This is a genomic window from Pseudoalteromonas espejiana DSM 9414 (assembly GCF_002221525.1).
GTDB lineage: Bacteria > Pseudomonadota > Gammaproteobacteria > Enterobacterales > Alteromonadaceae > Pseudoalteromonas > Pseudoalteromonas espejiana.
Map to the genome: position 1 here is coordinate 1,339,855 of NZ_CP011028.1, position 26,043 is coordinate 1,365,897.

Below are 26,043 nucleotides of genomic sequence, written 5' to 3' on the forward strand. Positions count from 1 at the left end.
TTAGTTTTTTCATATTTGTTACGATAAATTAATTTTATTTACCTAGTAGGAAGAAACTCAAACTCGCGTAATATTTAACTTGTCAAGACGACATAGCTTAATGACTAAGCTACTGCCAAGGATACGGAATAGGCAACATAGCAGACGCTAGCAGGAAGCACAAAGGACAGGTTAAAACGGACACAAGGATGACCTAGGAAGTGCAAGAAGCACTTAGTAGTTGGAACTACTTAAGGATATTCACGGATGAGGCTACAGGAAGTAGCAGGAGCGTTAGTTTACGCAGGACAGCCAAGACGGCAAATGGATGATGCAGGATGCATTAAAGGTGGCAGGAGCTACTTTAAAGGATTACTAAGGATGATGCTGCAGTGTGTAGCCAAGCGTTAGAATACGTGGGTTAGCTAGGATGGTAATGGACTTTGCAGGATGCAATGTTGAGGGTAAATAGGGTTGTTTACTCGTTCAGGGGATGATAATACGGATTTTGGGTCAAGGACAACAAGCAGGATGCTGTAAGAATGGGGCGTAACTTTTGTTACGCCTTAGTTTTTTGTAGCGCTGTTTATACCGGTTTCACTTCTAAAAATACTTTAAAAGCCATTTCTAAACTCTCACAAAAAGCCATTCACTAAATTCTCAGCTGTATGTTTAAAAGCCTGCAATGTAGTAATACCAATCCGCAATAATACTTAATCATTTTTAGGGGCTATATTAGGGACTATACGTGTCGCTATCTGCGTTAAAAAATTCTCATTTACGACTGCATGGATACAGAAGGTAGGGTAATGCAGGAGCAATTGCCGAGAACAACTAAATAGCGAATTTTTTGCCTTGTTATCAACACGTTTTTCATCCTCAAAATAGATCACTTAATTATACGGATTGGAATAACTAAATTTTGTGTGGCGGAACAACGACACTTTTAAGTAATTCGTTTTCCATAATTAAAATACCTTGGTAGGCATTTTCGCCGTCACTTGAAAACTCAAACATAAACTCGCTTTTGATCCCAGGCTTACCATTTTTTAAAATGCCAAATCGGCGTTTTGTGCACGCTACACTCATTAACTGCACTTGTAATTGAGCAGTTTGGCGTTTGGCATGTTCATTGGCAGCTTCTGCCACTTTTCTATTAAGCCAAAATAAGTATATAACTGCGCCAATTGCTATAAACGTCCACAAACTAGCCATTAAGAGAATAACCTTCCAATTGCACGCGCGAGGGTTTCGCTGCGATTTTCTTTACGTAATAAACCTAATAAATGCGGGCGAATTGTAGGTATTGCAACTAAGTCTGCAAAAATACTCGGAAAAAGCTCTGTAATTTGCTGATGGTGCGCACAATTATCCATAAAAATGTGTAAGCGCTCTGGCTCTTCTAATTGTACAAAACAGCGCCCGGCAATGGTTAACAGTACGTCTGAGTCTTGGCCAAGCGATGAGCTTAATGCGGCATCAACAAGCTGCGTGCATAGCCCTTGAGCTTGCCCTTTAGACATTGAGCGCAGAGCTGCAGTGAGTGCTATGGTATCGTTATTTTCAATGGCTGATTGGCCATAGGCTAGTAAAAGCTCGCTGAGTGATGGCGGTATTTCAACATGCTCAAGCATTGCGCTAAGTGGCTGTAATACCTCAAGCGGTAAATGTGCCCACGCTTTTTGCAGGTTTGCTAAATTAGTATCGCTATCTAGGCGCAGTGCAAAATCGGCAATACCCTGTAGTGCAACACTTTGCCAATCGTCAAAGCCTAACGTACCCGTAAAATACAATTGAGTGTGCTCATAATATTTAGAAGCAGGTTGCTTTAACAGCACTTTAAGCTGTGCATTAAAGGCTGCTAATTTATTTGCATTCGGTGTAAATACATAGGGGTTATTATCTAGCTTGCCATCGGCTTGCTCGCCTGTAATTTCAGTGCCAAGGGCTTCAATAACCATATTGGCAAAATGATCGCGACTGGCACTTACTAATTTACTTTGCTCATCAAGCGGGAACTTTAAAAACCATACGTACGGTTCTTTGCTTGCTTTACTATCCCAAAATTGAATAGCAAGCCAAGCATGCCCAGCAAGTGGATAAGGATAAGGAACTTGCGCTTGCTCAATAGCTAAAAATTGCTTTTTATCAAGCTTAGTTATGTGCCTGCCAATATCAAAAGCACGCCATTGTGTCCCTGCGCCATCTAAAAGTTGACCAAGTGTCGCTATGTGTTCGCTCATCGTTATCTCAATTGTTTTTACTGCAAAATTGCGCTAATTATACGCCATAGCAGGCATTGAGGGAACAGGGTATAATTGCCATATAACTTAAAAAGAAGAGTGGTTATGTATCAGCAAACTCAAGCGTATTTAAATCAATTAAGCGCACTTTTAAAAAAACATGAAATGTGGCAAAGCACGCCAATAGAGGCGCATAAATTACAGTCTCAAGTTCCTTTTTGTCACGATACCATGGCGTTTGATCAGTGGTTACAATTTGTATTTATTGAAACAATACAGCAGTTAATTACTCTTGAGCAACCATTACCGCGTAACTTTGCCATTGCGCCTATGGCCGAAATGTTTCTGGTAGGTAAAGCGGGCGCTGAACATGTTATAGCGCTACTGAGTGAGCTTGATGCATTTTTAGGTGAAGCAAATGACTGAGCCCTCTGAGACTGTAGAGTACGCTCAGCTGAACATTATTTATCAAGATGATGACTTTGTGGCGATAGATAAACCTTCTGGCTTATTAGTGCATCGCTCATTTTTAGATAAGCACGAAACTCAGTTTGCAATGCAAATGCTGCGCGACCAATTAGGTCAGCATGTATTTCCGGTTCATCGCCTCGATAGGCCAACATCTGGTGTGCTGTTGTTTGCACTAAGCTCAGAAGCGGCCCGCGATATGAATCAGCTTTTTATTAATGGCACCATCACTAAGCGTTATTTAGCGTTAGTACGTGGTTTTGCGCCTGAGTCGGTATTTTTAGACAAACCTTTAAAAGAAGAGCTTGATAAAATTGCCGATAAATTTGCAGATCAAAATAAAGCACCGCAAGAGGCGCAAACGCAATTTAATTGTTTGCACCAAACTGCATTGCCTATCCCTATCGGTAAATACCCAACAGTGCGTTACTCGTTAGTAGAATGTTTTCCTAAAACGGGTCGAAAGCATCAAATTAGGCGTCATCTTAATCATTTATCTTTGCCAATTATTGGCGATGTAAATCATGGCGATAACCAGCATAATCAATTTTTTAGGGAGCACTTTGAGCTTAGACGTTTAATGTTATTTGCAACGCAGCTTAGTTTTGTGCACCCTTATACGCATACACCCATCATAATTAAAGCGCCACTAGGTGAAGACATGCTTAAAATATGTAAGCAGCTAGGTTGGCCAGATCAAGAAAAGGATTATTAATGGCACATATTAGTATTTTTGTAGGCAGTGTTAATGGTGGCGCTGAGCGCTTAAGCCATGACGTAGCGAAAACAATTGAGCAAGCGGGACACACCGCATCTACAATTACAGACGCATCCCTTGATGATATTAAAAATGCATCACATATTTTAGTGGTTACCTCAACCACAGGCCAAGGCGATATACCTAGCAACTTGGCAGGGTTGTATTTTGCCATGAATAGCACATTTCCTATGCTTACCGATAAACCGTTTGGGATTATTGCTATGGGCGATAGATGCTACGGCGATACCTTTTGTGGCGCAGGGCGCAGCTTTGATGAGCTACTTCGTGAATTACAAGCAAAGCCTGTGGGTAACCGCTTAGAAATAGATGCCTGTGAAGATTTTGAACCATGGCCAGTTGCAGAGCCGTGGTTAAAAGCATGGCTTGAAAAATTACCAGCTTAGTAATACCAATCCGCAATAATACCTAATTATTTTGCGGGGCTAAACGTGTCGCTACCTGCGTTAAAAAATTCTCATTTACGACTGCATGGATGCAGAAGGTAGGGTAATGCAGGAGCAATTGCCGAGAATAACTGAATAGCGAATTTATTGCCTAACTATCAACACGTTTTTCCAGCCTCAAAACATATCAATTAATTAAGCGAATTGGTATAAACTGCTTTATATGTACAAAAAAAGGAGCGCATGCGCTCCTTTTTTAATTATTAAACTTTGGGTTAACTGCTTCTTACATCAACTTTGAGCTTTAACTTTTGACCTGGCTGCAAATACTTTTGACCAGCTAAGTTATTCCACTTAATAATTTCGTTAACCGTTAAATTAAACTTAGAAGCAATACGTGCAAGTGAGTCACCGCGTCGTACTTTGTAAGTAATAGTGCGATTTGTACTTGCAGTTGCCTGTGGTTTACTCGCTGATTTATACACAGTGAGCTTTTGATTTAAGCGCAGTACTGCGTTTTTCTTCAGTTTATTCCACGAGGCTAACTCATCCATTGTTACATCGTATTCGCGGCTTATATCCCATAAAGTATCGCCACTTTTTACCGTATGCGACAGCTTAGTGCGCGTTGCTTTATTTGCCGCTAAGCGCATTTGCTTAGGTAAGTGTTCGCTGTTAATGGCACCGTCGGTAAGCGGCACTAACAATTGTTGGCCAACACGTATGGTGTTTGACTTTAACTTGTTCAATGAACGAATTGCACTCGTGCTAGTGGTAAACTTTTTAGCTATAACTGAGAGGCTATCGCCGCGCGCTACCGTGTATTGTTGCCAGCGTAAGCGGTCTTTAACATCGGTTTGAGCTAATTTTTGACTAAACTGCTCGGCTTTATCGGTGGGTAATAATAAAAAGTGCGGCCCGTTAGGGTCCGTCGCCCAGCGATTAAATCCAGGGTTTAATCTGTAAAGCTCAGTGAGTGTCATATCAGCCATATCGGCTGCCAGTGCTAAATCAATTTGTGTGCCTACATCAACCACTTCAACTACTTGCGCATTGATCACTGGCTTCCACTTTACGTTAAACTCATCAGCACGTTTAAGTAAATCAGCAAGTGCTAATAGCTTTGGTACATACGCTGTGGTTTCGCTAGGTAAATCTAAAGACCAAAAATCGGTAGGTAAATGCTTTTTGCGATTCTTTTTAATCGCGCGCATTAAGCGTCCTTCGCCCGAATTATAAGCCGCAATGGCGTTTAGCCAATCACCCTCAAGGGTTTTGTGTAAATACGATAAGTAGTCAAGTGCAGCACGGGTCGATTGAACAATGTCGCGGCGCCCGTCGTACCACCAGTTTTGTTTTAAATCAAAACGCTCACCGGTTGCTGGCATAAACTGCCAAATACCAGAGGCACTTCTATTTGAATAACCAAATGGGTCAAAAGCGCTTTCTACAATAGGCAGTAAGGCTATTTCTATTGGCATTTCGCGCTTTTCTACTTCTTCAACAATAAAGTGTAAGTACGGCTCTGCACGTTTTGAAATACGATCTAAATAAGCTTGATGACGCGCGTAATAGTTTCGCTCAGTAACAACAGGGCGGTTTTGCGGTACATCTATAGAAAGTTGGTATCGTATACGCTCCCATACATCGTCAAAAACCGGCGCTTCTTCGCTTTCGGTAATTGTTTGATATTGTGCGTTTACCATCAATGCATTGTTAATATCGTTAGGGCTTGCGCCTTCTAAGCGCTTATTTGCTTGGGTAGCTGCTTGAGCGTCTGAGTCTACGGTTGTTAATGTTTGACAACCACTTAGCGCAAGCGCCAAGGCAATTAAAAGAGGAGATTTATTCATAAATACCAATACATCAGGTAAAAAACTCGGCAAATACTACCCGTTATGAGCCAGTATTGCCACTTTACTACCAACTTTAACTTTATGATAAAACCATCAGCCAATTTTAAGCTGATGATTTTAAATTAATAATTATTACTTATGTGTTAAAAGTTGTCTTTGAACTGTCTCAGACTAGCAAAGTTTTCCCATGGTTCATTGTTTTTTGTAACCACAAGGCATTCTTTTGGCACTAACTCTGTAATAGTGGGTAGGTCACTGCGCATAAAAGGATTAATTTTTAGCTCTTGGCCAATAGTACTTGGTAGGGTAATTTTGTTGTTGCTGCGAAGTTCATCTACCTTTTTGCTGTATTCGAGTAGCTCAGGATTACGAGGCTCTACAGCTTTAGCAAAGGCCAAATTGGCTTGCGTGTATTCATGGGCGCAATACACTTTACAGCCTGTTGGTAGTTCACGAAGCTTATTAAACGAGTGCCACATTTGCTCACTTGTGCCTTCAAATAAACGCCCGCAACCGCCACTAAATAGCGTATCGCCAGGGAAAATTAACATATCATGGGTATAGCAAATATGATCAAGGGTATGCCCTGGAGTGGTAATTACGTTAAACGTGGTATTGAGTACTTTGATGTTATCGCCATCAACAAGTTTATGGGTAATACCACCAAACGGGCTGTTACTAGGCCCGTAAACTGTAATCTCTGGAAATTGCTTTAAAAGCTCTGCTACGCCACCTGTGTGATCGCTGTGATGATGGGTAATTAAAATGCCACCCAGTTGTAAATTATGCTCAGCTAAATGCGCCTTCACGGGCTGAGCGTCGCCTGGGTCTACTACCCATGCTTGGTTGCTATTATGGGTAGTTAAACACCAAATGTAATTATCAGAAAATGCTTTAATTGCTTTAACTTGCACCATAGTAATTTGCTCTATAAAGTGACGGATACCACATAGTATAACGAGCTCATAAAATGAAACCAGCCCTTAGTTTTCAAGAAGGACCCAAACCGCTTTCGTGGCAGCAGTTCCCTCATGGGGATTATTTACGTGCTGACATAGAGCAAAAAATGGATCAATGGCTGCCACGTATGTTTGGCTACCATATGCTGAAGTTAGGTAATTTAAGTGGCGAACTTAACACCAGTGTGAGCACCATCAAGCATCAGGTATGCGTAGCAGAAGAGGGCCCTTGCACGGGCGTAATAGCAGATATAGACGAGTTACCTTTTTATGAGCACAGTGTTGATGCGTGTATTTTAAGCCATTGTTTAGAGTATCACTCAGACCCCCATCATATTTTGCGAGAGGCACACCGTACGCTAATACCCGGCGGCTATATTGTTATTACGGGGTTTAACCCCTTTAGCTTATGTGGACTTGCGCAAATGCTGCCGTTTAGCGGCCAAAAGCTCCCGTGGACAGGGCGCTTTTTTACTCCTGCTCGGGTAAAAGATTGGCTTAACTTACTTGGCTTTGAAATTATAAGTGATGAGCGATTTATTTATTCGTCTTTAGCACGTGGTAATAGGTTATCGCGTTTTGAATTTTGGCGCAGTTTTGCCAAACAATATTTAAAACCTATGGGGAGTGTGTATATGCTGGTGGCGCGAAAACGAGTAGCCCCGCTGACACCTATCAAACCAAAGTGGCATGCAAGGCCACAGTTTTCACCTGTAAAAGGGGCAGGGCTTAGGCAAACCTCAAAGCAGCACTTTAAGCGCTGCGATGAAAAAAATAATAATTAAGGTTGGTAACCTACATCATCTAATAAATCTTTACTGCCTGCAGCATCGCGGGCCAAATCATCCACTATTTCATTATATTTATGGCCGCTGTGGCCTTTAACCCATTTCCAGGTCACAGTGTGTTCGCTGCAAGCACTATCAAGTCGCTTCCACAAATCAACATTTTTAACTGGTTTTTTGGCCGAAGTTTGCCAACCGCGTTTTTTCCAATTTGCAATCCACGATTCAATACCTTGTTTAACATATTGGCTATCGGTGGTGAGGTTAACGGTGCATGGACGAGTTAACGATTCAAGGGCAACAATAGCAGCAAGCATTTCCATACGGTTGTTAGTTGTAAGCTTGTAGCCTTGGCTTAATTTTTTTTCGTGACCGTTATAAATCATAAAAATACCATAACCACCGGGGCCCGGATTACCTAAACATGAGCCATCGGTGTAAATCTCTACGGTTTTTTGCACTGTTTTACCTTGATATTATGTACAATAAAGTGATTATAGAAAGATACCAGAGTCAGGCTAAATTCGATATGGCACGCAGACAAATAGTTTTAGATACAGAAACCACCGGCATCGACCCTAAACAAGGGCACCGCATTATAGAAATAGGGTGTGTAGAATTAGTAAACCGGCGTTTAACCGGCAATAACTTTCATGTTTACATAAACCCACAACGCAGCATTGAAGAAGAAGCGATAGACGTTCACGGTATTACCAACGAATTTTTACGCGACAAACCGCTTTACCGCGATATAGCCCAAGAGTTTTTTGACTATATAAAAGGGGCTGAGCTGGTTATTCATAACGCACCGTTCGATGTGGGCCATATGGATAATGAATTTGCGCTACTTAATCAGGGCTATCCTAATACCCACGATTACTGCCAAGTTCTCGACACCCTTAAAATGGCGCGTGACTTGCATCCAGGTCAAAAGAATAACCTAGATGCTTTGTGTCGGCGCTACGATATAGACAACGCAAAACGTACCCTACATGGCGCATTACTGGATTCTGAAATTTTAGCCGATGTTTACCTTGCCATGACTGGTGGGCAAACCAAGCTAAACTTAAATCAAAATAAAGATGATGGTAGCGATCAACAAAAGGGCGGTATAAGACGTTTAAGCGCAGAACGTGCCCCATTAGTTGTTTTACGTGCAAACGACGCTGAGCAAAGCGCACACGAAGCACGATTAGATCTTGTAAATAAAGAAGGCGGCCAATGTTTATGGCGCGCTGAATAAGGCCCAGTATGAAAACGATGTATTTTGTAAGTGCACTTTGTGCTGCTACGCTTTTGAGCACCAGCGCTAATGCGGTTAAGCAGGTAGAAATGCTTAAGCGTGATGGCCATCAAAATGAAATTCCACTACTTGATAACCGTTTTCGTATAGACAGCCAATTAGATGAAATAACGCTATTATTTTTTAGAAAGCCTGGCACCCCTGCCGTTATTTTAGTAAGGCCCGATGGCAGCAAGTACTTTGCTACAGAAGCGGTAAAAAACCCTAATTTAGATTGGTTTGACGAAATAAGTTACGACCTTATCACCATTAAAAACCCAATGGCGGGGCCTTGGCAAGTTATTGGCAGCATTTTACCTAAAAGCAGAATAGTTGTGCTTGGCGAGGTGTCTTTAAAGGCTCAGACATTACCGCCTATGCTTTTTAGGGGCGAGACTATCAAAATAACCGGTGAAATTTTAAATGATGGCGAGCCCATTAACGCCGACCTATTTAGAGATGTAGTAAGCCTTAATGTAGACTTTGTAAGTACTAACGACGAAAGTTATGCAAACTTTGGAGCAGGTACGCAAGAAGTTGCCGAATTTAAAGATGATGGCCGCGGTTTTGATGAAAGGCCAAAAGATGGTGTATTTACTGGCGAATTTAAATTAGATTTTCCGGCCGGGCAGTGGACACCCGAGCTTTACGTAGCCACACCGCTTTTACAACGTCGTATAGTACAAGATAGCATCATCGTTCACGAGCCACCCTTTAAGAGCGATATAACCCTAGCAGAGCTTGATACCGATGAGCACCAACTAACTATTAGTATAGATAGCAGCATTGTTAAACCAGAAACGGTTATTGTGCAGGGTAAAATTTACTACCCTAATAATGAAGAGCAGATGTTTACCATTGATGCACAAGCCAGTGACACACGCCAGCTTGCAATCAAAAACTATGATTGGGGAAGATACAGCGTTGAACTGTCTGTTTTTGGTACTAATATAAATGGCCGTGAGTTCATGGCAACAATCCCCACCTACAAATTTGAAATAGAAAGACCAATTGAAGCAGTGCCTGAAATTGATCCCGCAACGCTTATTGATCAAAACCAAGCGATTGAAAGCGAACCTGTTGAAGAAAAAATGGCCACTTCTACATTAGTTAGCTTAATAGTGGGCTGTAATTTATTTATTTTATTGGTAGGGTGGTTAGCAATTCGCATTTTTGTACAGAAAAAGCCGATCAAATTTAAAGTTCCGCTGCCTTTTTTAAAGAAAAAGAAAGCAGCTGATGACGAAGTTGCCAACACAGATAAAAATCAAGTCGGCCAAAATGGCTCAAAAAGTGATAAATCAGGTGAAATTTTAAACCTTTCGATGTCAGATGACTAAAAAACCTGTAAAAAAACAAAAAAGCCCTTGACGAAGTAGGGGCTGATTCGTATTATTCACGCCGCTGCAAAGGGAGACCTAAGCAGAAACGAAAATGCGGAGTGGTAGTTCAGTTGGTTAGAATACCGGCCTGTCACGCCGGGGGTCGCGGGTTCGAGTCCCGTCCACTCCGCCAATTTTCGAAAATTTGTAAGTATAAGCTGGAGTGGTAGTTCAGTTGGTTAGAATACCGGCCTGTCACGCCGGGGGTCGCGGGTTCGAGTCCCGTCCACTCCGCCAACGCTTACACAACATATGGTTGTAAAACATATTCTTATTATGGAGTGGTAGTTCAGTTGGTTAGAATACCGGCCTGTCACGCCGGGGGTCGCGGGTTCGAGTCCCGTCCACTCCGCCAATAAGAAAAATAACAGTTTAAATATGCGCTGGAGTGGTAGTTCAGTTGGTTAGAATACCGGCCTGTCACGCCGGGGGTCGCGGGTTCGAGTCCCGTCCACTCCGCCACTATTTAAACACTGTTATGTTACAAAATTTGTATGCTGGAGTGGTAGTTCAGTTGGTTAGAATACCGGCCTGTCACGCCGGGGGTCGCGGGTTCGAGTCCCGTCCACTCCGCCAACAAATTTAGTAATGACAAGTAATATGATATCTCTGCGGAGTGGTAGTTCAGTTGGTTAGAATACCGGCCTGTCACGCCGGGGGTCGCGGGTTCGAGTCCCGTCCACTCCGCCATTTGATATCGTAACAAAATTAGTAAGTGCATTACCCCATGCACATACCACTGCGGAGTGGTAGTTCAGTTGGTTAGAATACCGGCCTGTCACGCCGGGGGTCGCGGGTTCGAGTCCCGTCCACTCCGCCACTTGTTATTTCCTCAATAACAAGCTTATAAAATCCTTGTATAAAATTTTGAATAAAACATGCTTTGGCTATCAGCTATCAGCTATCAGCTATCAGCTATCAGCTATCAGCTATCAGCTATCAAAAAAAAGCCTGCACTCTTAAATTTAAGCACAGGCCATTTATTCATAAACTAATTTAATTTAGTTAAACAGGTAACTACTTTAAGTAAGTGTCTAAAAAGTTTAAATAGGCATTGGATGCACTAATGCGATTTTCTTTTTTAGTAAAACCGTGGCCTTCATCTTCAAATAAAACATACTCTACTGGAACGCCATTGGCTTTGACTGCGGCTACGAGTTCATCGCTTTCAACTTGTAAAACGCGCGGATCATTAGCGCCTTGTATTACCATTAAAGGCTTTGTAATGTTTTTAGCGTGAAATAGTGGCGATATAGCACGATGACGTTCGCCATCTGTTGCAGGGTCGCCCATTTCATCGTATAAGGCCTTTTTAAAAGTCTCCCACCATGGTGGAATTGAGTTAAGCGTTCTTACCCAGTTAGTAACCCCAAAAATATTAATACCGACTTTGAATTCTTCCGGCTCAAAAGCAAGGGCTGCAGCGGTCATAAATCCGCCGTAGCTGCCGCCTATGATGCCGATTTTATCTACATCAACCCAATCTAAACTCTGCAGGTGCTTTTTTCCGTAAACAATATCTTGTAAGTCGTCAGTGCCGTGCTTTTTATCATCCAAATGAAAAAATGTTTTGCCATACCCTGAGCTACCCCGGTTATTAACGGCAAAAACAGCATAACCATGATTAACTAAATGTTGTAGCATTGCCCTGTAACCAGTACGGCTTTGTCCACCAGGGCCACCATGCACCCACACCAGCGCAGGTACTTTATTGGTGCTGCTAGCTTGTTTAGGTTTATACAACACGCCTGGAACTTCTAAGCCATCAAAGCTTTTAAAGCGAACGATAGTGCTCTCTACTAAGTCGCTTTGCTCTATATCTTTACTTAGTGTGTTGGTTAGCTGCTTAGCGTTATTAGTACCCACTTGCCAAACAAATAAATTGCTTGGTGAAGTATCAGAGTTTAAATAAAACGCCATCGTTTTTTCATCACTAGAGAAGTTTACACTGCGCAAATTACCTGCAGGTAGCTTTGGCATGGTAATGTTTTTACCTGTTTTAGTGTCTTGCACAGTGACTTTTGTACTCGCGTCTGCATTGACACCACTTACTTGGTAGCGGCCAGATTTAGAAAAATAGATAAAGGTTACGTCCCACTCATCTTCTAAAGCCGGTGTATGTTTGTCTGTGGCTAATTCATAGCGCCACACTTGAGAAAACTGACCTTTTGCGTCTGTAGAGTAGTATAAATATTTACCATCAGCAGAGAAGGTGTCAGGCGTATATTGTGCAGGGGTGTCGTGCTTAGATATTAGTTGCGGTTTAAGTGTTTTTTTATAAGTATCGAGAATGTATGTATCACTGTCTTTGTTTGTATTATTTTTAGATAAGGCAATAAAGCGTCCATCAGGGCTTATAGCACCTACATCCAATCCCTGTTCATTTTTATAAACAGGCGAAACTTCATAGGTTTTACTATCTACGCGATATAAATCCATAAATTTGGCATCACGCTGATTGCTGGTGATAAAAAATTGGCTACCATCTTTTGTAAAACCTGCAAATCCAGCACGGGTTTCATCGCCAGGGGTTAAATCTTTGATTGAACCGTCAACTTCACGCACGTAAACATGGTAGCGCTCATTACCGCCTGAATCTTTGGTAAATAATACGCGCTCGTCATTAGGAAAATAGCGAACTGGGTAGGTACTGTCTTCAAAATTGGTTAAGCGCGTTTTACTGCCGGTTTTCACATCGACTTCGTATAAACTGTAAATACCGCTTTCATCGCTACTGACTAAAACTTTATCACCACTTGGTGAAAAACTACTGCCCATTATGGATGTAGTATCAAAAAAAGTTTTGGCACTGTAGGTTTTTATAGTTTGTGCTGGTGAGTTTTGCTCAGCAATAACATGTGTTGTATTGCTCGATTGGCTACAGCCAGCGAGTGTAAGTGTAATTGCACATGCTAGTGCGCCAAACTTAAGTTTTTTGTTCATTAATACAGTCCTTGAATTGTTGTTAGCGTATGCGAGTGTTGCTCGAACGTTTTTTAAACGCAAGCACTGGAGCTTATTCAAGGCTTAATAAAGTGTTACAAAGCGTGTATTAGATAAGTAATTGGTAAGCTTTTAAAGTTTTGGTAGGTTTTATAATTTAAAAATACTGAATGAGCTAAAAGCGATTGCGCTAGGTACGTTAAATTGAGTACAAAAAAGCCAGCGCTAGGGCGCTGGCTTTTACTATTCACATGCTTAGCTTGGTTAATTAAGCTGCATCTGCTTTTGTTTCTTCGCTTTTACGTGCGGCTTTGCCTGCCAGTAAATCAGCTGGGTCAAAGTCATCTACGTTAATCACATCTAAACGAGCTTTTTCTACAGCAGCTAACTTGTCAGCTTCTGCTTGGCTTAATATGCCAGCTTCAAGGCCCATTTGCGCTACTTTATCAAGTTGGAAGAATGGCAGTTTAACGCCTTTTTCTTTACATACTCTTTCAAATAACGGCTCTACAGCCAGTACATCTTTAAGTGTTTGCTCTTGACGGCCTACAAGGTTAAGTGGCTCGTCTTTTAAGTAAACATAGCTTGCTAAACGATTACGCGTTTCGCTTGGTACTTGTAGTAGTTGTGCTAGTTTATGCTCAAGTTTGTCGGTAGGTTTACGAACCGGACGACCAAATGGGAATAACAAAACTTTTAATACGCCACGTAGTGGAGCAGATGGCATGTTATTAATTAAATCAGCAAGGGCGCGTTGGCAGTGGTAAAGGTGATCCTGACAGCTCCATTTTACTAGGGCTAAATCTTCTTGTTTACGGCCTTCGTCGTTATAACGTTTAAGCGTTGCAGACACTAAGTATAAGTAGCTTAGTAAGTCACCTAAACGTGCTGAAATACGCTCTTTACGTTTAAGAGAACCACCAAATACTGCCATGCTAATGTCAGACATAAGCGCAAGTGATGCACTAAAGCGTGACGCTATACGGTAAAACTCTGCTGTGTCGTCTTTGTAAGGTACGCTAGTAAAACGTGCACCTGTAAGGGCAAGCCACTTAGTACGTACAAGGTTCGACATAGTAAAGCCAATGTGGCCCATTAGCGCTTTATCAAATACGTTAAGCGCTTCTTCGCGGTCTTCAATTTCACAGGCACCAAGCTCTGTAAGTACAAATGGATGACAACGAATTGCACCTTGACCATAAATAATCATATTACGGGTCAAGATGTTGGCACCTTCTACTGTAATAGCAATAGGGGCACCTTGATAGCCACGGCCTAAATAGTTATTTGGCCCAAGCATAATCCCTTTACCGCCAAGTACGTCCATTGCATGAATGGTCGACTCGCGCATTTGCTCGGTTAGGTGGTATTTAATAATAGCTGATACAACCGAAGGCTTTTCACCTAAATCTACCGCGCCGGTAGACATGCTAACCGCTGCATCAGAGCTGTAAGCGTAACCAGCAAGTTTTGCTAATGACTCTTCAACACCTTCCATTTTACCAATTGGTAAGCGGAACTGACGACGAATACGGCTGTATGCACCTGTTGCTACTGCAATGGTTTTAATGCCACCGGCAGAATTTGACGGCAATGTGATTGCACGACCAACCGATAAACATTCAACCAGCATGCGCCAGCCTTGACCGGCCATTTCTGGTCCGCCAATAATGTAATCAAGTGGTACAAATATATCTTTACCGCGAGTAGGGCCATTTTGAAATGGTACGTTAAGCGGAAAGTGACGACGACCAATCTCAACACCTGGTGTGTTAGTTGGAATAAGTGCACAGGTAATGCCCGGCTCTTTAACATCGCTTAATAAACCGTCTGGATCTTGCAGTTTAAATGCAAGGCCAAGTACAGTGGCCACAGGCGCAAGGGTAATGTAACGCTTGTTCCATGTAAGGCTAATACCAACCACTTCTTCGCCGTTCCATTGTCCTTTACACACAACACCGTAATCAGGAATTGAGCTTGCATCAGACCCAGCCTCTGGCGAAGTTAATGCAAAACAAGGAATTTCTTGGCCTTGAGCCAAACGTGGTAAGTAATGATTTTTCTGATCTTCAGTACCGTAGTGTTGTAGTAATTCACCCGGGCCTAACGAGTTTGGTACACCTACAATCGAAGAAAGCAGTGTTGATTTACTGGTTAGCTTTTGTAGTACACAAGATTGTGCAAACGCAGAAAACTCTAAACCGCCATATTCTTTTTTGATGATCATGGCAAAGAATTTATTATCTTTTAGATATTGCCATACATCTTGCGGTAAATCGGTAAGCTCGTGTGTTGCTTCCCAATCATCTAGCATGCTACATACTACTTCTACAGGCCCATCAATAAAGGCTTGCTCTTCAATAGTAAGTTTAGGCACAGGGTACTGGTGTAGTTTTTTCCAATCTGGGTTACCACAAAATAAATCAGCTTCCCACCACGTAGTACCAGCATCGATTGCTGACTTTTCAGTGTCAGACATGCTTGGCGTTACTTTTTTAAAGGTAGTAAAAATAGGCTTGATTATATATTGCTGACGAATGCCAGTAACAGAAAGAGGTACCGCGATGATCAAAAAGATCAACCAGCTAATTAAACCAAAAGCACCCGCAAAGGTACCAATTAATAAAGTTGCGGCAGAAACACCAAGTGCTGTGTTCCAACTCGCTCTGTGGTAAATCGCGATGCTTAGCAGTGCGATTAAACCGAGTGTAAATATGAGTGTCATTGCTTATTCCTTAATAGAGGTCAGACCACCTCAGTTAGAGTAGCGTTAGTAAGCGTAAGTTTCAAGTACATTACAGTGTAAAATTATAGTCAAAATAGCAGTTATTAATTTATATGTTACCTTTATAAGGAACGAGCATGCATTGCCGCTGGGTTTAATTCAATAATTAGTTATATTTAAGCGCTAAAAATCAGTAAATCAGCTAGCCAAAAAAGTTTTTTTAAGTAAGTATGTCAGATGTAGTGCACAGCACAGTTTGGCACTATTTATACGTATTTTTTAAGGGTTAGTTTATTAATGTGTGAATTACTTGGCATGTCAGCCAACGTACCTACCGATATTTGTTTTAGTTTTTCAGGGCTTTTAGAGCGCGGCGGTAATACCGGCCCGCATAAAGATGGTTGGGGCATTACCTTTTATGAAGGTAAAGGCTGTAGAACCTTTAAAGATCCTGAGCCAAGTTACCAATCAGAAATTGCTAAATTAGTAAAAGCGTACCCAATTAAAAGCGTTTCGGTAATTAGCCATATACGTCAAGGTAATCGTGGTCGAGTGTGCCTTGAAAACACCCACCCGTTTACACGGGAACTTTGGGGCCGCGAAATCACCTATGCACACAACGGTCAGCTTTCTAACTATCACGACTTAAAACCAGAGTATTACCGCCCAGTGGGCAACACCGACAGCGAGCTGGCATTTTGTTGGTTGCTGGATAAAATTCGCGAAAAATACCCAAAACGCCCCTCAAATATGGCCTCTGTTTTTAGATACGCCGCTAAGCTTTCGCACACGCTGCGTGAAAAGGGTGTGTTTAATATGCTACTTACCGATGGCGTTTATGTTTTAGCGTATTGTACTAATAACTTACATTACATAACGCGTCGTGCGCCATTTGGTAAAGCAACATTAATTGATGCTGATATGGTGGTTGATTTTAACGAAGAAACTACCCCAAATGATGTAGTAACCGTAATCGCTACAAGGCCACTCACTAACGACGAGCGCTGGCAAAAAATGCAGCCGGGTGAATTTGCGTTATTTAAAATGGGTGAGCTAATTTAATACGCGCTTTTTAGGGCAAACAAAAAAACGCGATTATAAAATCGCGTTTTTTATGTTTAGTACCTAGTCACACTAATTAGTATTAACTAAATATTGGTAGAGAGAGGTTAGGGTGCTTCTGCACTCGCTTCGGTATTCTCTGTAGATGAAGCTGGCGTAGACACAGGTTGTGTCACGGTAAACGAGTTCATTTGTACTTCAAACTGCTCAACGCCCTTTTCACCTTTCCACATGCGTACTAACATGTAGTCCATTTCTGGGGCAAACCACGCAAGTGCTTGGCGTTTATCGTTATCGTATAAGCGTTTTACTTTAATAGCTTCAATATTACCAATTGGCAGCGATATCATTTCAGTGCCTGTCACTTCAAAGTTGTAATCGCGACGATTGCCTTTTTTATCTACCAGCGGAAATGAGAAAGTTGTTTCGCCTTTTCGTAAGCCTTCACGTACTTGTACTTGGTACGAAATAGCGTCTTGAAATTCATCAGTCCACTCACATTTAAGCGGGTATTTACTGGTGCTGCTTGTTACTACTTTATTTTGCGTATCAAAATCTATTTTGTAATCTTTATCTGGGCCTGTGCCTGTGCGCACCATGTTGTAATGGTGTGGCGTTACTTTGTCGTCTAAATAAGTAAACACAGATGTTTCTTCACGTTTATCTGAAAAAATCATCCATTCAATATTACTGTGATAAGTAAGTTGATAAGTTTGCTCGCCGACTTTTTTAAGTTCGCGTACGGCCTCACCATGATTTTTACCTTTGCGTAAAATATCATAGCTTGCTTGATACTGGGTTAGCTCGCCTGCAATTAGGCTAGTAGGAAGTAAAGCGCCCACACATAACAGCAGGGCACTTATTTTTTTATTGTGGGTAGTGCGCGCCGTGTGCAGGAAGTTGTTTTTCGTCAAGAACTGCATAATCTGCTTCCATAGTAAGTCGTTGTTCACTGAACCATTTGACCACCAAAGGATAAATTATATGCTCTTGCTCGTGCACGCGTTTTGCTAATGTCTCTGCTGTATCATCCTTGAGTACAGGTATTTGCGCCTGAAGAATAACCGGACCGCCGTCTAATTCTTCAGTTACAAAGTGAACACTTACGCCATGAACATCGTCTTTTGCATCAATTGCTCTTTGGTGGGTATTCAGCCCCTGATACTTAGGCAACAAAGATGGATGAATGTTCAACATTTTTCCAACATATTTTTGCACTAAGCTAGGAGTAAGAATACGCATAAACCCAGCTAATACAACTAGATTCGGCATAAAAGAGTCGATAACGTTCATTAATTGCGCATCATAGGCCTCGCGCGAGTCAAAATCTTTATGACTGAGCACTTTTGTAGCAATACCTGCCTGTTTTGCACGTTCAAGGCCGTAAGCGTCTGCTTTATTACTTATTACAGCCGCTATGTGTCCGTTTATTTCGCCGCGCTCGCAGGCATCAATAATGGCTTGTAAATTAGAACCACTACCCGATATTAATACCACTAAGCGAATGGGTGCCATTACTTAGCACCACCTACAATATCTACTTGCTCTTCGCCAGGCGCCGCGTCATGTATTTCACCTAGGTGCCATGCGTTTTCGCCTAAATCTTTTAATATTGATAAGCTTTGCTCAAGCGCATCGGCTGGTACTACTAATACCATGCCTACACCACAGTTAAATGTACGGTACATTTCGTGGGTAGTAATGTTGCCGTTTTCTTGTAACCAGTTAAAAACGGTAGGCCACTGCCAGCTATCACCTTTAACTACTGCTTTTGCAGAGTCTGGTAATACGCGAGGAATATTTTCCCAAAAGCCGCCGCCAGTAATGTGCGAAAGGGCATGCACGTCAACTTGCTTAAATAACTCAAGTAAAGGTTTAACGTAAATACGTGTAGGCTCTAATAAGTGCTCGCCTAATGTTTTACCGTCAATTACTTGGTTAGTATCGGCGTTTGATACTTCAAGTACTTTACGAATTAAAGAAAAGCCATTTGAATGAGGGCCGCTAGATGCAAGCGCAATAAGCTGATCGCCGGCTGCTACTTTGGTGCCATCAATAATTTTAGATTTTTCTACCACACCGGTACAAAAGCCTGCCATGTCGTAGTCTTCACCATCATACATACCTGGCATTTCTGCTGTTTCGCCACCAATTAGGGCACAGCCAGAAATCTCACAGCCTTTACCAATACCAGTTACTACATCGGCTGCTGTGTCTATGTCTAGTTTACCCGTTGCGTAGTAATCTAGAAAAAACAGGGGTTCAGCGCCTTGTACAATTAAATCGTTTACACACATTGCAACTAAATCAATACCTACAGTGTCGTGTTTTTTTAAGTCGATGGCTAAACGTAGTTTAGTACCTACACCATCAGTGCCTGCAACAAGTACTGGCTGTTTGTAACCTTCTGGAATCTCGCAAAGAGCGCCAAAACCACCAATTCCGCCCATAACTTCTGGACGACGCGTTTTTTTAACTACGCCTTTAATACGCTCAACAAGTGCATTACCAGCGTCGATATCTACGCCCGCGTCTTTGTAGCTTAATGACTGTTTTTGTTCGCTCACAGGTTTTCCTCAAATAATTGCTTGGGGTTGCTTTTCGATAGCTTAGAAACGCGCGTATTTTACAACAATTGCAACTGCGCGGCTAGCTCAAATATAGTTTTGAAATAATTAACAAGGACACTTGTCCGCTATTCGTTTATTTACTGCACAAAAAAAGCACCCGTGGGTGCTTTTTAGTTATTTATGCTTTAGCGGTTAATATTGCTCGAAGTGGAGCGGGATAACCTTCAATGGTTTTACTTGTATCGCTTGGGTCTAAAAAATCAACTAACGATTCGTTTTCCATCCAGTCGGTCCTGCGTTGTTCATCAAGCGTAGTAATTGCACAATCTTTTATTTGTACATCTTTAAAGCCAACGCGCTCCATCCAAAGTTTTAATGCAGCAGTACTTGGAATAAACCACACATTGCGCATTTTTGCGTAGCGGTCGGTAGGTACAAGTACTGTATTTTCGTCGCCTTCAATAACTAAGGTTTCTAGCACTAACTCGCCACCTGGGCGAAGCTGCGCTTTTAACTGCGCTAAAAAATCAATTGGCGAGCGACGATGATAAAGTACGCCCATCGAAAACACCGTATCAAAGGCTTTAAGCTCTGGTAGGGCTTCTACACCTAGCGGTAATAAATGTACGTTTTCATCTGGGTTGTAGTGTTTAATAGCCTGAAACTGACATAAAAATAAATCAGACGGGTCAATACCCACTACAAACTCAGCGCCTTCTCCGCGCATACGCCATAAATGATAGCCAGAGCCACAACCAATATCTAACACAGTGCGGCCTTTTAATGGCTCAATATGAGGAAGGAGCCTGTCCCATTTCCAATCACTGCGCCATTCGGTGTTTATTTCAATACCATGCACACTAAACGGCCCTTTTCGCCAAGGCATCATGCGCTTTAGTAAATGCGTTGCTTGTTTTTGCTCGCCTTCGCTCATTTCTCCAGGCGCGCCAATTTCTACTTTAGTGGCAATATCAACGTGGGTTGTTTTTACTTCTGGCAGATTTTTAAGTACTTTTTGCCATTTTGGTAAATCACCATGGCTTGCCTCTAACTGCCAATGTTTTAATTGAGCAGGGAGGGTTTCTAGCCAGTGGCTTAGTGGGCTTTGTGCAATTGCAGCGTAAAATTGGTTAAACCATTGAGACATAAATTACTCTTTTTATTTAATTGCTACCATTGAGCAAAAATTAAAACATTGATACCACACCTGCGTTTGGCTAAAGCCAATATCGCTTAAACGATTAAAGTGCGTGCTGAGCGTATCGGGGCGCATTACGTTTTCAATAGCAGTGCGCTTTTGGCTTATTTCAAGCTCTGAGTAGCCATTGTGACGTTTAAAGTCGTGGTGCAAATCAATTAATAGGTTATCGCATTGCTCGTTTTCGGCTTTAATTTTTTCGCTAAGTAACAGTACGCCACCGGGCTTTAAATTAGCGTATATTTTTTCAAGTACAGCTTGGCGCTGAGCATGGGGTATAAATTGCAGCGTAAAGTTCATTGCCACAACCGATGCATTTTGAATTTCCAATTCGTTAATATCACCAAGGGTAACTGTTACCGGTACGTCCGATTTAAAACCTTGTAAATGCACCTTACAACGCTCAACCATGGCTTGCGAGTTATCTACTGCAATAATGTGGCAGTTATCGGTGCGAATATTACGGCGCATACTTAATGTTACTGCACCTAGCGAGCACCCTAAGTCGTACAGGTTTGAATTACTTTGTGCGTATTCGCCAGCTAGTTTACCCATGGTACTTACAATAGTTGCATAACCTGGGACCGAGCGTTGTATCATATCCGGAAAAACCTCAACCACGTTTTGGTCAAAGCTAAAATCTTTTACTTGTTGCTCAGAGGCGTAAATACTGTCTTTTATGGTCACGAAGGCAGTCTCTTTAAAAATAATGGCACTATTTTAACATTTTATGCTGGATAGTCAGTGATAAATTCAGTAGCTTGGCTAGAATTATGAATAATAAGTATAAAAGAGAACGTTAAATGAGCAAAAGTAAGGTAATTAGCACAGACGATATATTAGCAACGCTTTGTCATTCAGTGACGGGTGTCCTTTCATCAGCCAGTGGTAACGAAATAAGCTACTCCGCCATGGTGCAAAAAATAACCCGCACCTGTATGCGACCGGATATTGGTTGTTTTGTATTATTTGATGGTGGCTTTACAGGGCTGGTTGTAACCAACTTTACTGCGCAAGCCGCAATGGAGATTTATGGCGACTACATGCGTAACATGGGCATGCCAGAAGAAGAAATAGCGCACAGCCATTTATCAGACGACGTTTCAAATGTAATGGGCGAACTGATGAACCAAATTGTAGGCGACTTCACCTCTAAAGTGCGCGAGCAATTACATACCTCTATTACACAAAACCAGCCAAAAATGATGGCAATCAACAAACAAGTGCAAATATCGGTAGATACCACAATGGATCGCCCACAAGCACGCCGCGTAACCTTTACTACGCGTAACCAAAACATCTTTTATCTAGAGTTGGCAATGGATAAAACGGAGTTTATTAAACTACACGACTTCGACATTGTAGAAGCCATAGACCCAGACGATATTATCGAAAACGAAGCTAAGCAAAAAGCACAAAAAGAAAAGGCAAGCGAGACAAAGCAAGACGATGCCGATGACGACTTTATGGCTGAACTAGGGCTGTAACCGCAGGTTGGGTAGAGCGAAGCGAAACCCAACGTGCTTTTAGCTATCAGCGATCAGTAGAAAACTTACCTAAAACGCGATTTGATATCGCGTTTTTATTTTTTAGGGTTTTCTTTACAAGTTAGGTTGTATTTATATTTTGCAGATTGCTTAACTATACGGATTCTCTCCCATCGCTATCACCACACAAAAAATTCGCAAGTCCAATTCTAATTGGTGGTAACTCGGCTCCATGTGGCAGCACAGTTTATAAAAACCTTTGTTATGATCTTTTTCTTTAAAATGCGCGAGCTCGTGTACTACTAATGCTTTTAATAAAGGCTCGGGAGCGCGCAATAAATCGCTGTTTATGGCTAAATCGTGCTTACGGGTTTTACCTTGCATGCGGTAGGTGTGAGTACCCAATGCATTGGTGACCATATCACCTTGTTTTTTAAATGCAGCGCGGCCAAACGGTGGGGCGTTTTTTAAATACTGTTTTTTTAAATCAGTGGCGTAGCTATAAAGTAGTTTATCAGTGGTTATAGTATGCGGTTGCGGGTACTTTTTAAGTAAGTAGTCACATACCTTATTGTTATTTATTAGGCTTAATACTTGCTCAACAATATTGGCTGGGTAGCCGGTAAAGTAACGTGCGTATTCACTCATTTTTATTCTCTATTTAAAAAAGCGTAGGCTGGTGGGCTTCTTTTTCGCCGCTGAATGGATTTAATACTGGGTGATTATACCCTAGGTCTTTGCAAAATTGCCTAGCAAGTAATGGCGATTCTCGGTTATCGGCGGTATGAAAAAACACATACGGTGTTTTACCCTCATCAAGCCATTGTTTTACTTTACTAAGCCACGGCTTATAAAAGGTTTGGTAGTCGTTATGTAAATCGGCTATTACAAAACGCGCCATAGGCTGTGAGCCGGTCGCTATTGCATGTACAGGTAAGTGCGGCTTTTTTTTTTGTGCGTCTATTAACGCCTCGGTGGTTGGTTTGACTGCAAAAAGCGCCCGCGTATCCATAGCAATACGGTTTATATTATTTGCTATTAGTAGTTGATTAAGTGCTACTTCGGCCTCACCTTTTTTAAAAAACTCAGTATGGCGTACTTCCACCCCGTAATTTAGCTCCTTGGGGAGTAAGCTAATAAACTGGGCGAGCTTAGGTAAGTCGTTTGGGCCAAATGCTTTAGGTAATTGCAGCATTATTTGCCCTGTTTTTTCAAGTAATGGAGCAAATAACGTAAGCCAATCGGTAAGCTCTGTTTGTACATTACTAAGGGCAAGCTCGTGGCTAAAACGACGATGAAACTTAAACGTAAATTTAAAATCGTCAGGTACGCTTTGTGCCCAGCGCAGTATTGTGCTTGGCGACGGGTCGGCGTAAAAGCTGGTGTTGCCCTCAACCGAATTAAAATGCTGCGCGTATTGGCTTAGCATGTCGGCATTTTTACATTGGCTTGAAAATAAATTGCCTTTCCAGGCGTTACTCGACCACTGAGGGCATCCAATATATAACATAAAAATAACGGGTAAATGACTTTGTGGCGCCAGTGTAGCAAATAACAAAACGGGCTGCTGTAAATTCAGGGGTAAAAGCCGTACACGCCCTAGCATCTTAATACTACTTGGGTATAATGCAGGGCTTAATTTGAATATTTTTAGATTGCTAGCGGCGTTATTTACAATGTGGTGGCTGAATTTTTTTACCCACGCGCTTTAAAACAAATAAATGTAACCGTTAAGCCTTTTATCTGACAGGAAAACTATGCGCTCTATATACTGCGGACAGCTAAATAAAACTCACGTAGATCAAGAAGTTGAACTATGTGGCTGGATCAACAAACGACGTGACCTTGGTGGACTTATCTTTGTCGATTTACGCGATAGAGAAGGTTTAGTACAAGTTGTATTCGATCCAGAAGTTGAAGGACTGATGGATACAGCTAACAAACTTCGCCAAGAATTTTGTGTTCAGTTAAAAGGGGTTGTACGTGCGCGTCCAGATAGCCAAGTAAATAAAGACATGGCAACAGGCGAAGTAGAAATTTTAGGTACTGAACTTACTATTATTAACCGCTCTGAACCGCTGCCACTTGATTTTAACCAAACAAACTCTGAAGAACGTCGTTTAAAGTACCGTTACTTAGACCTTCGCCGCCTTGAAATGAGCGACCGTATTAAACTACGTGCTAAAGCAAGCAGCTTTGTTCGTCGCTTTTTAGATGAAAATGGCTTTTTAGACATTGAAACACCTGTACTTACAAAAGCAACACCAGAAGGCGCGCGCGATTACTTAGTGCCAAGCCGTGTTCATAAAGGTAGCTTTTACGCTTTACCGCAGTCGCCACAGTTGTTTAAGCAATTGTTGATGATGTCGGGTTTTGACCGTTACTACCAAATCGTTAAATGTTTCCGTGATGAAGATTTACGTGCCGATCGCCAACCTGAATTTACGCAAATAGATTTAGAAACCTCGTTCATGAGCTCTGATCAAGTACGTGCTATGACCGAAAAAATGATTACGGATATGTGGCAATCGCTACTAAACGTTGATTTAGGCGAATTCCCAATTATGCCATACAGCGAGGCAATGAGCCTGTACGGTTCTGATAAGCCAGACTTACGTAACCCAATGAAATTAGTTGATGTTGCAGATTTAGTAAAAGATGTAGAGTTTAACGTTTTTTCAGGTCCAGCTAACGACGAAAAAGGCCGTGTTGCTGTATTAACAGTACCAGGTGGCGCTAAGCTTTCGCGTAAACAACTTGACGATTACACTAAGTTTATTGGTATTTACGGCGCTAAAGGCATGGCGTGGATGAAAGTAAACGACCGTGATGCAGGTGCCGAAGGCGTTCAATCTCCAGTGGCTAAGTTTTTAAACGAAGAAGTAATTACCCAGTTACTTGAGCGTACTAACGCACAAACGGGCGATATTATTTTATTCGGTGCTGATAAACGCAACGTTGTAAACGAAGCTATGGGCGCACTTCGCTTGAAGATTGGTGTTGATTTAGAAATCACTAACCTTGATAGCTGGGCGCCACTTTGGGTTGTTGACTTCCCAATGTTTGAAGAAGATGACGAAGGCACGTTACATGCTGTGCATCACCCATTCACCGCACCAAAAGATATCAGCGCTGAAGAGCTTGAAGCAAACCCAGCGGCGGCTATTTCAGATGCCTACGACATGGTATTAAACGGTTACGAAGTAGGTGGTGGTTCGGTACGTATTCACAATGCAGATATGCAAGAAGCCGCATTTAGAATTTTAGGTATTGATGCGCAAGAGCAACAAGACAAGTTTGGCTTTTTACTCGATGCCCTTAAATACGGCACACCGCCACATGCTGGTTTAGCATTTGGCCTTGACCGCCTAGTAATGCTTTTATGTGGTACAGATAACATTCGTGACGTTATTGCTTTCCCTAAAACAACTCAAGCGTCATGTTTATTAACTAACGCGCCAAGCAAAGCTAACAGCGACTCGCTTACTGAGCTTGCTATTAACGTAGTAGAAAAAGCAATTCCTAGCGAAGAGTAATTTGCTTAGCTTATTTGCTTTTAGCTAAATTTAAAAACCCCTAAGTTATTGCTTAAGGGTTTTTTTATAGTTAAATTATAGTTAGTTTACTATTTGTACTAATTAACCTTGATATTTAATTAAGCGAATTGGTATTTAGCACTTTGAAAAGGAATTCTTATGTCGTTTACTTTAACGTTGCTTGGTGAGTTTTTAGCTTTTTTTGTTATGTTGTGCATTCCTATTTTTGCGTTCGTTAGTTACAAAATAGGAAAACGAAAAAGCACCATGCCGGGTACTTTAGCTTTTGTAGGTGGTTGTTTGGCATTGTTTCCGCTATTTGGTTTAATTTATATAGCGTTGCTTGCCCTTAAACAAGATTTACCTAAAGCCAACCCTTGTGCTCTCTAAGCCATTTAAATTAC

Annotated in this window: 24 protein-coding genes and 7 tRNA genes; 17 read left to right on the top strand and 14 right to left on the bottom strand. The window is 41.7% G+C overall.

What is annotated here, in order from left to right; all coding sequences use genetic code 11:
* Positions 1-894 precede the first annotated feature (894 nt).
* Positions 895-1,194 carry a DUF3301 domain-containing protein gene (locus PESP_RS06155; RefSeq protein WP_089347249.1) on the bottom strand — a complete coding sequence of 100 codons (300 nt, stop codon included), beginning with the start codon at positions 1,192-1,194 and terminating at the stop codon, positions 895-897.
* Positions 1,194-2,222: a DUF3549 family protein gene (locus PESP_RS06160; RefSeq protein WP_089347250.1), complete on the bottom strand. Its 1,029-nt coding sequence runs from the start codon at positions 2,220-2,222 to the stop codon at positions 1,194-1,196. Before PESP_RS06160 ends, PESP_RS06155 begins: the two co-directional genes overlap by 1 nt.
* 105 nt (positions 2,223-2,327) lie before the next feature.
* Between PESP_RS06160 and PESP_RS06165 the strand changes: the two genes are divergently transcribed.
* From PESP_RS06165 to PESP_RS06175, 3 genes are read left to right on the top strand one after another with little or no spacing between them, the layout of a single operon-like run.
* The gene (locus PESP_RS06165; protein WP_089347251.1) at positions 2,328-2,648 is read left to right on the top strand and encodes a YqcC family protein; all 321 of its coding nucleotides are present in this window, start codon (positions 2,328-2,330) and stop codon (positions 2,646-2,648) included.
* Positions 2,641-3,405 (top strand): tRNA pseudouridine(65) synthase TruC, encoded by a 765-nt coding sequence (truC, locus tag PESP_RS06170; RefSeq protein ID WP_089347252.1) that lies wholly within the window; start codon positions 2,641-2,643, stop codon positions 3,403-3,405. Before PESP_RS06165 ends, truC begins: the two co-directional genes overlap by 8 nt.
* The gene (locus tag PESP_RS06175; RefSeq protein ID WP_089347253.1) at positions 3,405-3,854 is read left to right on the top strand and encodes a flavodoxin; all 450 of its coding nucleotides are present in this window, start codon (positions 3,405-3,407) and stop codon (positions 3,852-3,854) included. The genes truC and PESP_RS06175 overlap by 1 nt, the downstream gene beginning before the upstream one ends.
* 275 nt (positions 3,855-4,129) lie before the next feature.
* On the opposite strand, the gene PESP_RS06180 is transcribed toward PESP_RS06175, so the two are convergent.
* Positions 4,130-5,707: a lytic transglycosylase gene (locus PESP_RS06180; RefSeq protein WP_089349114.1), complete on the bottom strand. Its 1,578-nt coding sequence runs from the start codon at positions 5,705-5,707 to the stop codon at positions 4,130-4,132.
* Positions 5,708-5,853: 146 nt separating this feature from the next.
* A complete protein-coding gene (gene gloB / locus PESP_RS06185) occupies positions 5,854-6,627 on the bottom strand; it encodes a hydroxyacylglutathione hydrolase (RefSeq protein WP_089347254.1) in 774 nt (257 codons plus the stop codon).
* A gap of 53 nt (positions 6,628-6,680) precedes the next feature.
* Here gloB and PESP_RS06190 point away from each other — a divergent pair, with 53 nt between their 5' ends.
* On the top strand, positions 6,681-7,454 hold the full coding sequence (locus PESP_RS06190) for a class I SAM-dependent methyltransferase (RefSeq protein WP_089347255.1): 774 nt from the start codon (positions 6,681-6,683) through the stop codon (positions 7,452-7,454).
* Here the strand turns inward: PESP_RS06190 and rnhA are convergent.
* Complete coding sequence (gene rnhA / locus PESP_RS06195) at positions 7,451-7,915, bottom strand: ribonuclease HI (protein WP_089347256.1); 465 nt, start codon at positions 7,913-7,915, stop codon at positions 7,451-7,453. The genes PESP_RS06190 and rnhA overlap by 4 nt on opposite strands.
* 68 nt (positions 7,916-7,983) lie before the next feature.
* Here rnhA and dnaQ point away from each other — a divergent pair, with 68 nt between their 5' ends.
* The 9 genes from dnaQ (at position 7,984) to PESP_RS06240 (ending at position 10,938) form a co-directional block, all read left to right on the top strand.
* Positions 7,984-8,697: a DNA polymerase III subunit epsilon gene (gene dnaQ / locus PESP_RS06200; RefSeq protein ID WP_089347257.1), complete on the top strand. Its 714-nt coding sequence runs from the start codon at positions 7,984-7,986 to the stop codon at positions 8,695-8,697.
* An 8-nt stretch (positions 8,698-8,705) separates the two neighbouring features.
* Positions 8,706-10,076 (top strand): TIGR03503 family protein, encoded by a 1,371-nt coding sequence (locus tag PESP_RS06205; RefSeq protein WP_089347258.1) that lies wholly within the window; start codon positions 8,706-8,708, stop codon positions 10,074-10,076.
* Between the two features lie 98 nt (positions 10,077-10,174).
* Positions 10,175-10,251 (top strand) — tRNA-Asp (locus tag PESP_RS06210).
* Between the two features lie 27 nt (positions 10,252-10,278).
* Positions 10,279-10,355, top strand: a tRNA-Asp gene (locus tag PESP_RS06215).
* A 41-nt stretch (positions 10,356-10,396) separates the two neighbouring features.
* A tRNA-Asp gene (locus PESP_RS06220) sits at positions 10,397-10,473 on the top strand.
* A 30-nt stretch (positions 10,474-10,503) separates the two neighbouring features.
* Positions 10,504-10,580: transfer RNA gene (locus PESP_RS06225), tRNA-Asp, on the top strand.
* Positions 10,581-10,617: 37 nt separating this feature from the next.
* Positions 10,618-10,694: transfer RNA gene (locus tag PESP_RS06230), tRNA-Asp, on the top strand.
* A 37-nt stretch (positions 10,695-10,731) separates the two neighbouring features.
* Positions 10,732-10,808, top strand: a tRNA-Asp gene (locus tag PESP_RS06235).
* A gap of 53 nt (positions 10,809-10,861) precedes the next feature.
* Positions 10,862-10,938: transfer RNA gene (locus tag PESP_RS06240), tRNA-Asp, on the top strand.
* A 197-nt stretch (positions 10,939-11,135) separates the two neighbouring features.
* On the opposite strand, the gene PESP_RS06245 is transcribed toward PESP_RS06240, so the two are convergent.
* Both PESP_RS06245 and fadE read right to left on the bottom strand, forming a co-directional pair.
* Complete coding sequence (locus PESP_RS06245; protein ID WP_089347259.1) at positions 11,136-13,061, bottom strand: S9 family peptidase; 1,926 nt, start codon at positions 13,059-13,061, stop codon at positions 11,136-11,138.
* A 268-nt stretch (positions 13,062-13,329) separates the two neighbouring features.
* The gene (fadE, locus tag PESP_RS06250; protein ID WP_089347260.1) at positions 13,330-15,786 is read right to left on the bottom strand and encodes an acyl-CoA dehydrogenase FadE; all 2,457 of its coding nucleotides are present in this window, start codon (positions 15,784-15,786) and stop codon (positions 13,330-13,332) included.
* Positions 15,787-16,083: 297 nt separating this feature from the next.
* Here fadE and PESP_RS06255 point away from each other — a divergent pair, with 297 nt between their 5' ends.
* Positions 16,084-16,848 carry a class II glutamine amidotransferase gene (locus PESP_RS06255; protein ID WP_089347261.1) on the top strand — a complete coding sequence of 255 codons (765 nt, stop codon included), beginning with the start codon at positions 16,084-16,086 and terminating at the stop codon, positions 16,846-16,848.
* Positions 16,849-16,955: 107 nt separating this feature from the next.
* Here the strand turns inward: PESP_RS06255 and PESP_RS06260 are convergent, their stop codons facing one another.
* The 5 genes from PESP_RS06260 to cmoA form a co-directional block, all read right to left on the bottom strand.
* Entirely contained in the window at positions 16,956-17,699 is a 744-nt protein-coding gene (locus PESP_RS06260; RefSeq protein ID WP_089349115.1) for a DUF3108 domain-containing protein, read from the bottom strand.
* Between the two features lie 16 nt (positions 17,700-17,715).
* Positions 17,716-18,363: a phosphoribosylglycinamide formyltransferase gene (gene purN, locus PESP_RS06265; protein WP_089347262.1), complete on the bottom strand. Its 648-nt coding sequence runs from the start codon at positions 18,361-18,363 to the stop codon at positions 17,716-17,718.
* Positions 18,363-19,415 carry a phosphoribosylformylglycinamidine cyclo-ligase gene (purM, locus tag PESP_RS06270; RefSeq protein ID WP_089347263.1) on the bottom strand — a complete coding sequence of 351 codons (1,053 nt, stop codon included), beginning with the start codon at positions 19,413-19,415 and terminating at the stop codon, positions 18,363-18,365. The genes purN and purM overlap by 1 nt, the downstream gene beginning before the upstream one ends.
* 181 nt (positions 19,416-19,596) lie before the next feature.
* Entirely contained in the window at positions 19,597-20,565 is a 969-nt protein-coding gene (gene cmoB / locus PESP_RS06275; protein ID WP_089347264.1) for a tRNA 5-methoxyuridine(34)/uridine 5-oxyacetic acid(34) synthase CmoB, read from the bottom strand.
* Positions 20,566-20,577: 12 nt separating this feature from the next.
* On the bottom strand, positions 20,578-21,303 hold the full coding sequence (gene cmoA / locus PESP_RS06280; protein WP_089347265.1) for a carboxy-S-adenosyl-L-methionine synthase CmoA: 726 nt from the start codon (positions 21,301-21,303) through the stop codon (positions 20,578-20,580).
* A gap of 116 nt (positions 21,304-21,419) precedes the next feature.
* Here cmoA and PESP_RS06285 point away from each other — a divergent pair, with 116 nt between their 5' ends.
* The gene (locus PESP_RS06285) at positions 21,420-22,103 is read left to right on the top strand and encodes a DUF3334 family protein (protein WP_089347266.1); all 684 of its coding nucleotides are present in this window, start codon (positions 21,420-21,422) and stop codon (positions 22,101-22,103) included.
* 150 nt (positions 22,104-22,253) lie between these two features.
* Here the strand turns inward: PESP_RS06285 and PESP_RS06290 are convergent, their stop codons facing one another.
* Both PESP_RS06290 and PESP_RS06295 read right to left on the bottom strand, forming a co-directional pair.
* Positions 22,254-22,751, bottom strand: coding sequence for a M48 metallopeptidase family protein (locus tag PESP_RS06290; RefSeq protein WP_089347267.1), 498 nt, complete (start codon positions 22,749-22,751; stop codon positions 22,254-22,256).
* A gap of 13 nt (positions 22,752-22,764) precedes the next feature.
* A complete protein-coding gene (locus PESP_RS06295) occupies positions 22,765-23,613 on the bottom strand; it encodes a DUF72 domain-containing protein (protein WP_089349116.1) in 849 nt (282 codons plus the stop codon).
* 247 nt (positions 23,614-23,860) lie between these two features.
* On the opposite strand from PESP_RS06295, the gene aspS reads away from it, so the two are divergent.
* Both aspS and PESP_RS06305 read left to right on the top strand, forming a co-directional pair.
* Positions 23,861-25,639: an aspartate--tRNA ligase gene (gene aspS / locus PESP_RS06300; RefSeq protein ID WP_089347268.1), complete on the top strand. Its 1,779-nt coding sequence runs from the start codon at positions 23,861-23,863 to the stop codon at positions 25,637-25,639.
* Between the two features lie 159 nt (positions 25,640-25,798).
* A complete protein-coding gene (locus PESP_RS06305) occupies positions 25,799-26,029 on the top strand; it encodes a hypothetical protein (RefSeq protein ID WP_089347269.1) in 231 nt (76 codons plus the stop codon).
* The last annotated feature ends 14 nt before the right edge of the window (positions 26,030-26,043 follow it).

Bases quoted from the DNA above. Each gene is read 5' to 3' on its own strand.
- PESP_RS06155 (WP_089347249.1), bottom strand. From the start codon at position 1,194: ATGGCTAGTTTGTGGACGTTTATAGCAATTGGCGCAGTTATATACTTA.
- PESP_RS06160 (WP_089347250.1), bottom strand. From the start codon at position 2,222: ATGAGCGAACACATAGCGACACTTGGTCAACTTTTAGATGGCGCAGGG.
- PESP_RS06165 (WP_089347251.1), top strand. From the start codon at position 2,328: ATGTATCAGCAAACTCAAGCGTATTTAAATCAATTAAGCGCACTTTTA.
- truC (WP_089347252.1), top strand. From the start codon at position 2,641: ATGACTGAGCCCTCTGAGACTGTAGAGTACGCTCAGCTGAACATTATT.
- PESP_RS06175 (WP_089347253.1), top strand. From the start codon at position 3,405: ATGGCACATATTAGTATTTTTGTAGGCAGTGTTAATGGTGGCGCTGAG.
- PESP_RS06180 (WP_089349114.1), bottom strand. From the start codon at position 5,707: ATGAATAAATCTCCTCTTTTAATTGCCTTGGCGCTTGCGCTAAGTGGT.
- gloB (WP_089347254.1), bottom strand. From the start codon at position 6,627: ATGGTGCAAGTTAAAGCAATTAAAGCATTTTCTGATAATTACATTTGG.
- PESP_RS06190 (WP_089347255.1), top strand. From the start codon at position 6,681: ATGAAACCAGCCCTTAGTTTTCAAGAAGGACCCAAACCGCTTTCGTGG.
- dnaQ (WP_089347257.1), top strand. From the start codon at position 7,984: ATGGCACGCAGACAAATAGTTTTAGATACAGAAACCACCGGCATCGAC.
- PESP_RS06205 (WP_089347258.1), top strand. From the start codon at position 8,706: ATGAAAACGATGTATTTTGTAAGTGCACTTTGTGCTGCTACGCTTTTG.
- PESP_RS06245 (WP_089347259.1), bottom strand. From the start codon at position 13,061: ATGAACAAAAAACTTAAGTTTGGCGCACTAGCATGTGCAATTACACTT.
- fadE (WP_089347260.1), bottom strand. From the start codon at position 15,786: ATGACACTCATATTTACACTCGGTTTAATCGCACTGCTAAGCATCGCG.
- PESP_RS06255 (WP_089347261.1), top strand. From the start codon at position 16,084: ATGTGTGAATTACTTGGCATGTCAGCCAACGTACCTACCGATATTTGT.
- purN (WP_089347262.1), bottom strand. From the start codon at position 18,363: ATGGCACCCATTCGCTTAGTGGTATTAATATCGGGTAGTGGTTCTAAT.
- cmoB (WP_089347264.1), bottom strand. From the start codon at position 20,565: ATGTCTCAATGGTTTAACCAATTTTACGCTGCAATTGCACAAAGCCCA.
- PESP_RS06285 (WP_089347266.1), top strand. From the start codon at position 21,420: ATGAGCAAAAGTAAGGTAATTAGCACAGACGATATATTAGCAACGCTT.
- PESP_RS06290 (WP_089347267.1), bottom strand. From the start codon at position 22,751: ATGAGTGAATACGCACGTTACTTTACCGGCTACCCAGCCAATATTGTT.
- PESP_RS06295 (WP_089349116.1), bottom strand. From the start codon at position 23,613: ATGTTATATATTGGATGCCCTCAGTGGTCGAGTAACGCCTGGAAAGGC.
- aspS (WP_089347268.1), top strand. From the start codon at position 23,861: ATGCGCTCTATATACTGCGGACAGCTAAATAAAACTCACGTAGATCAA.
- PESP_RS06305 (WP_089347269.1), top strand. From the start codon at position 25,799: ATGTCGTTTACTTTAACGTTGCTTGGTGAGTTTTTAGCTTTTTTTGTT.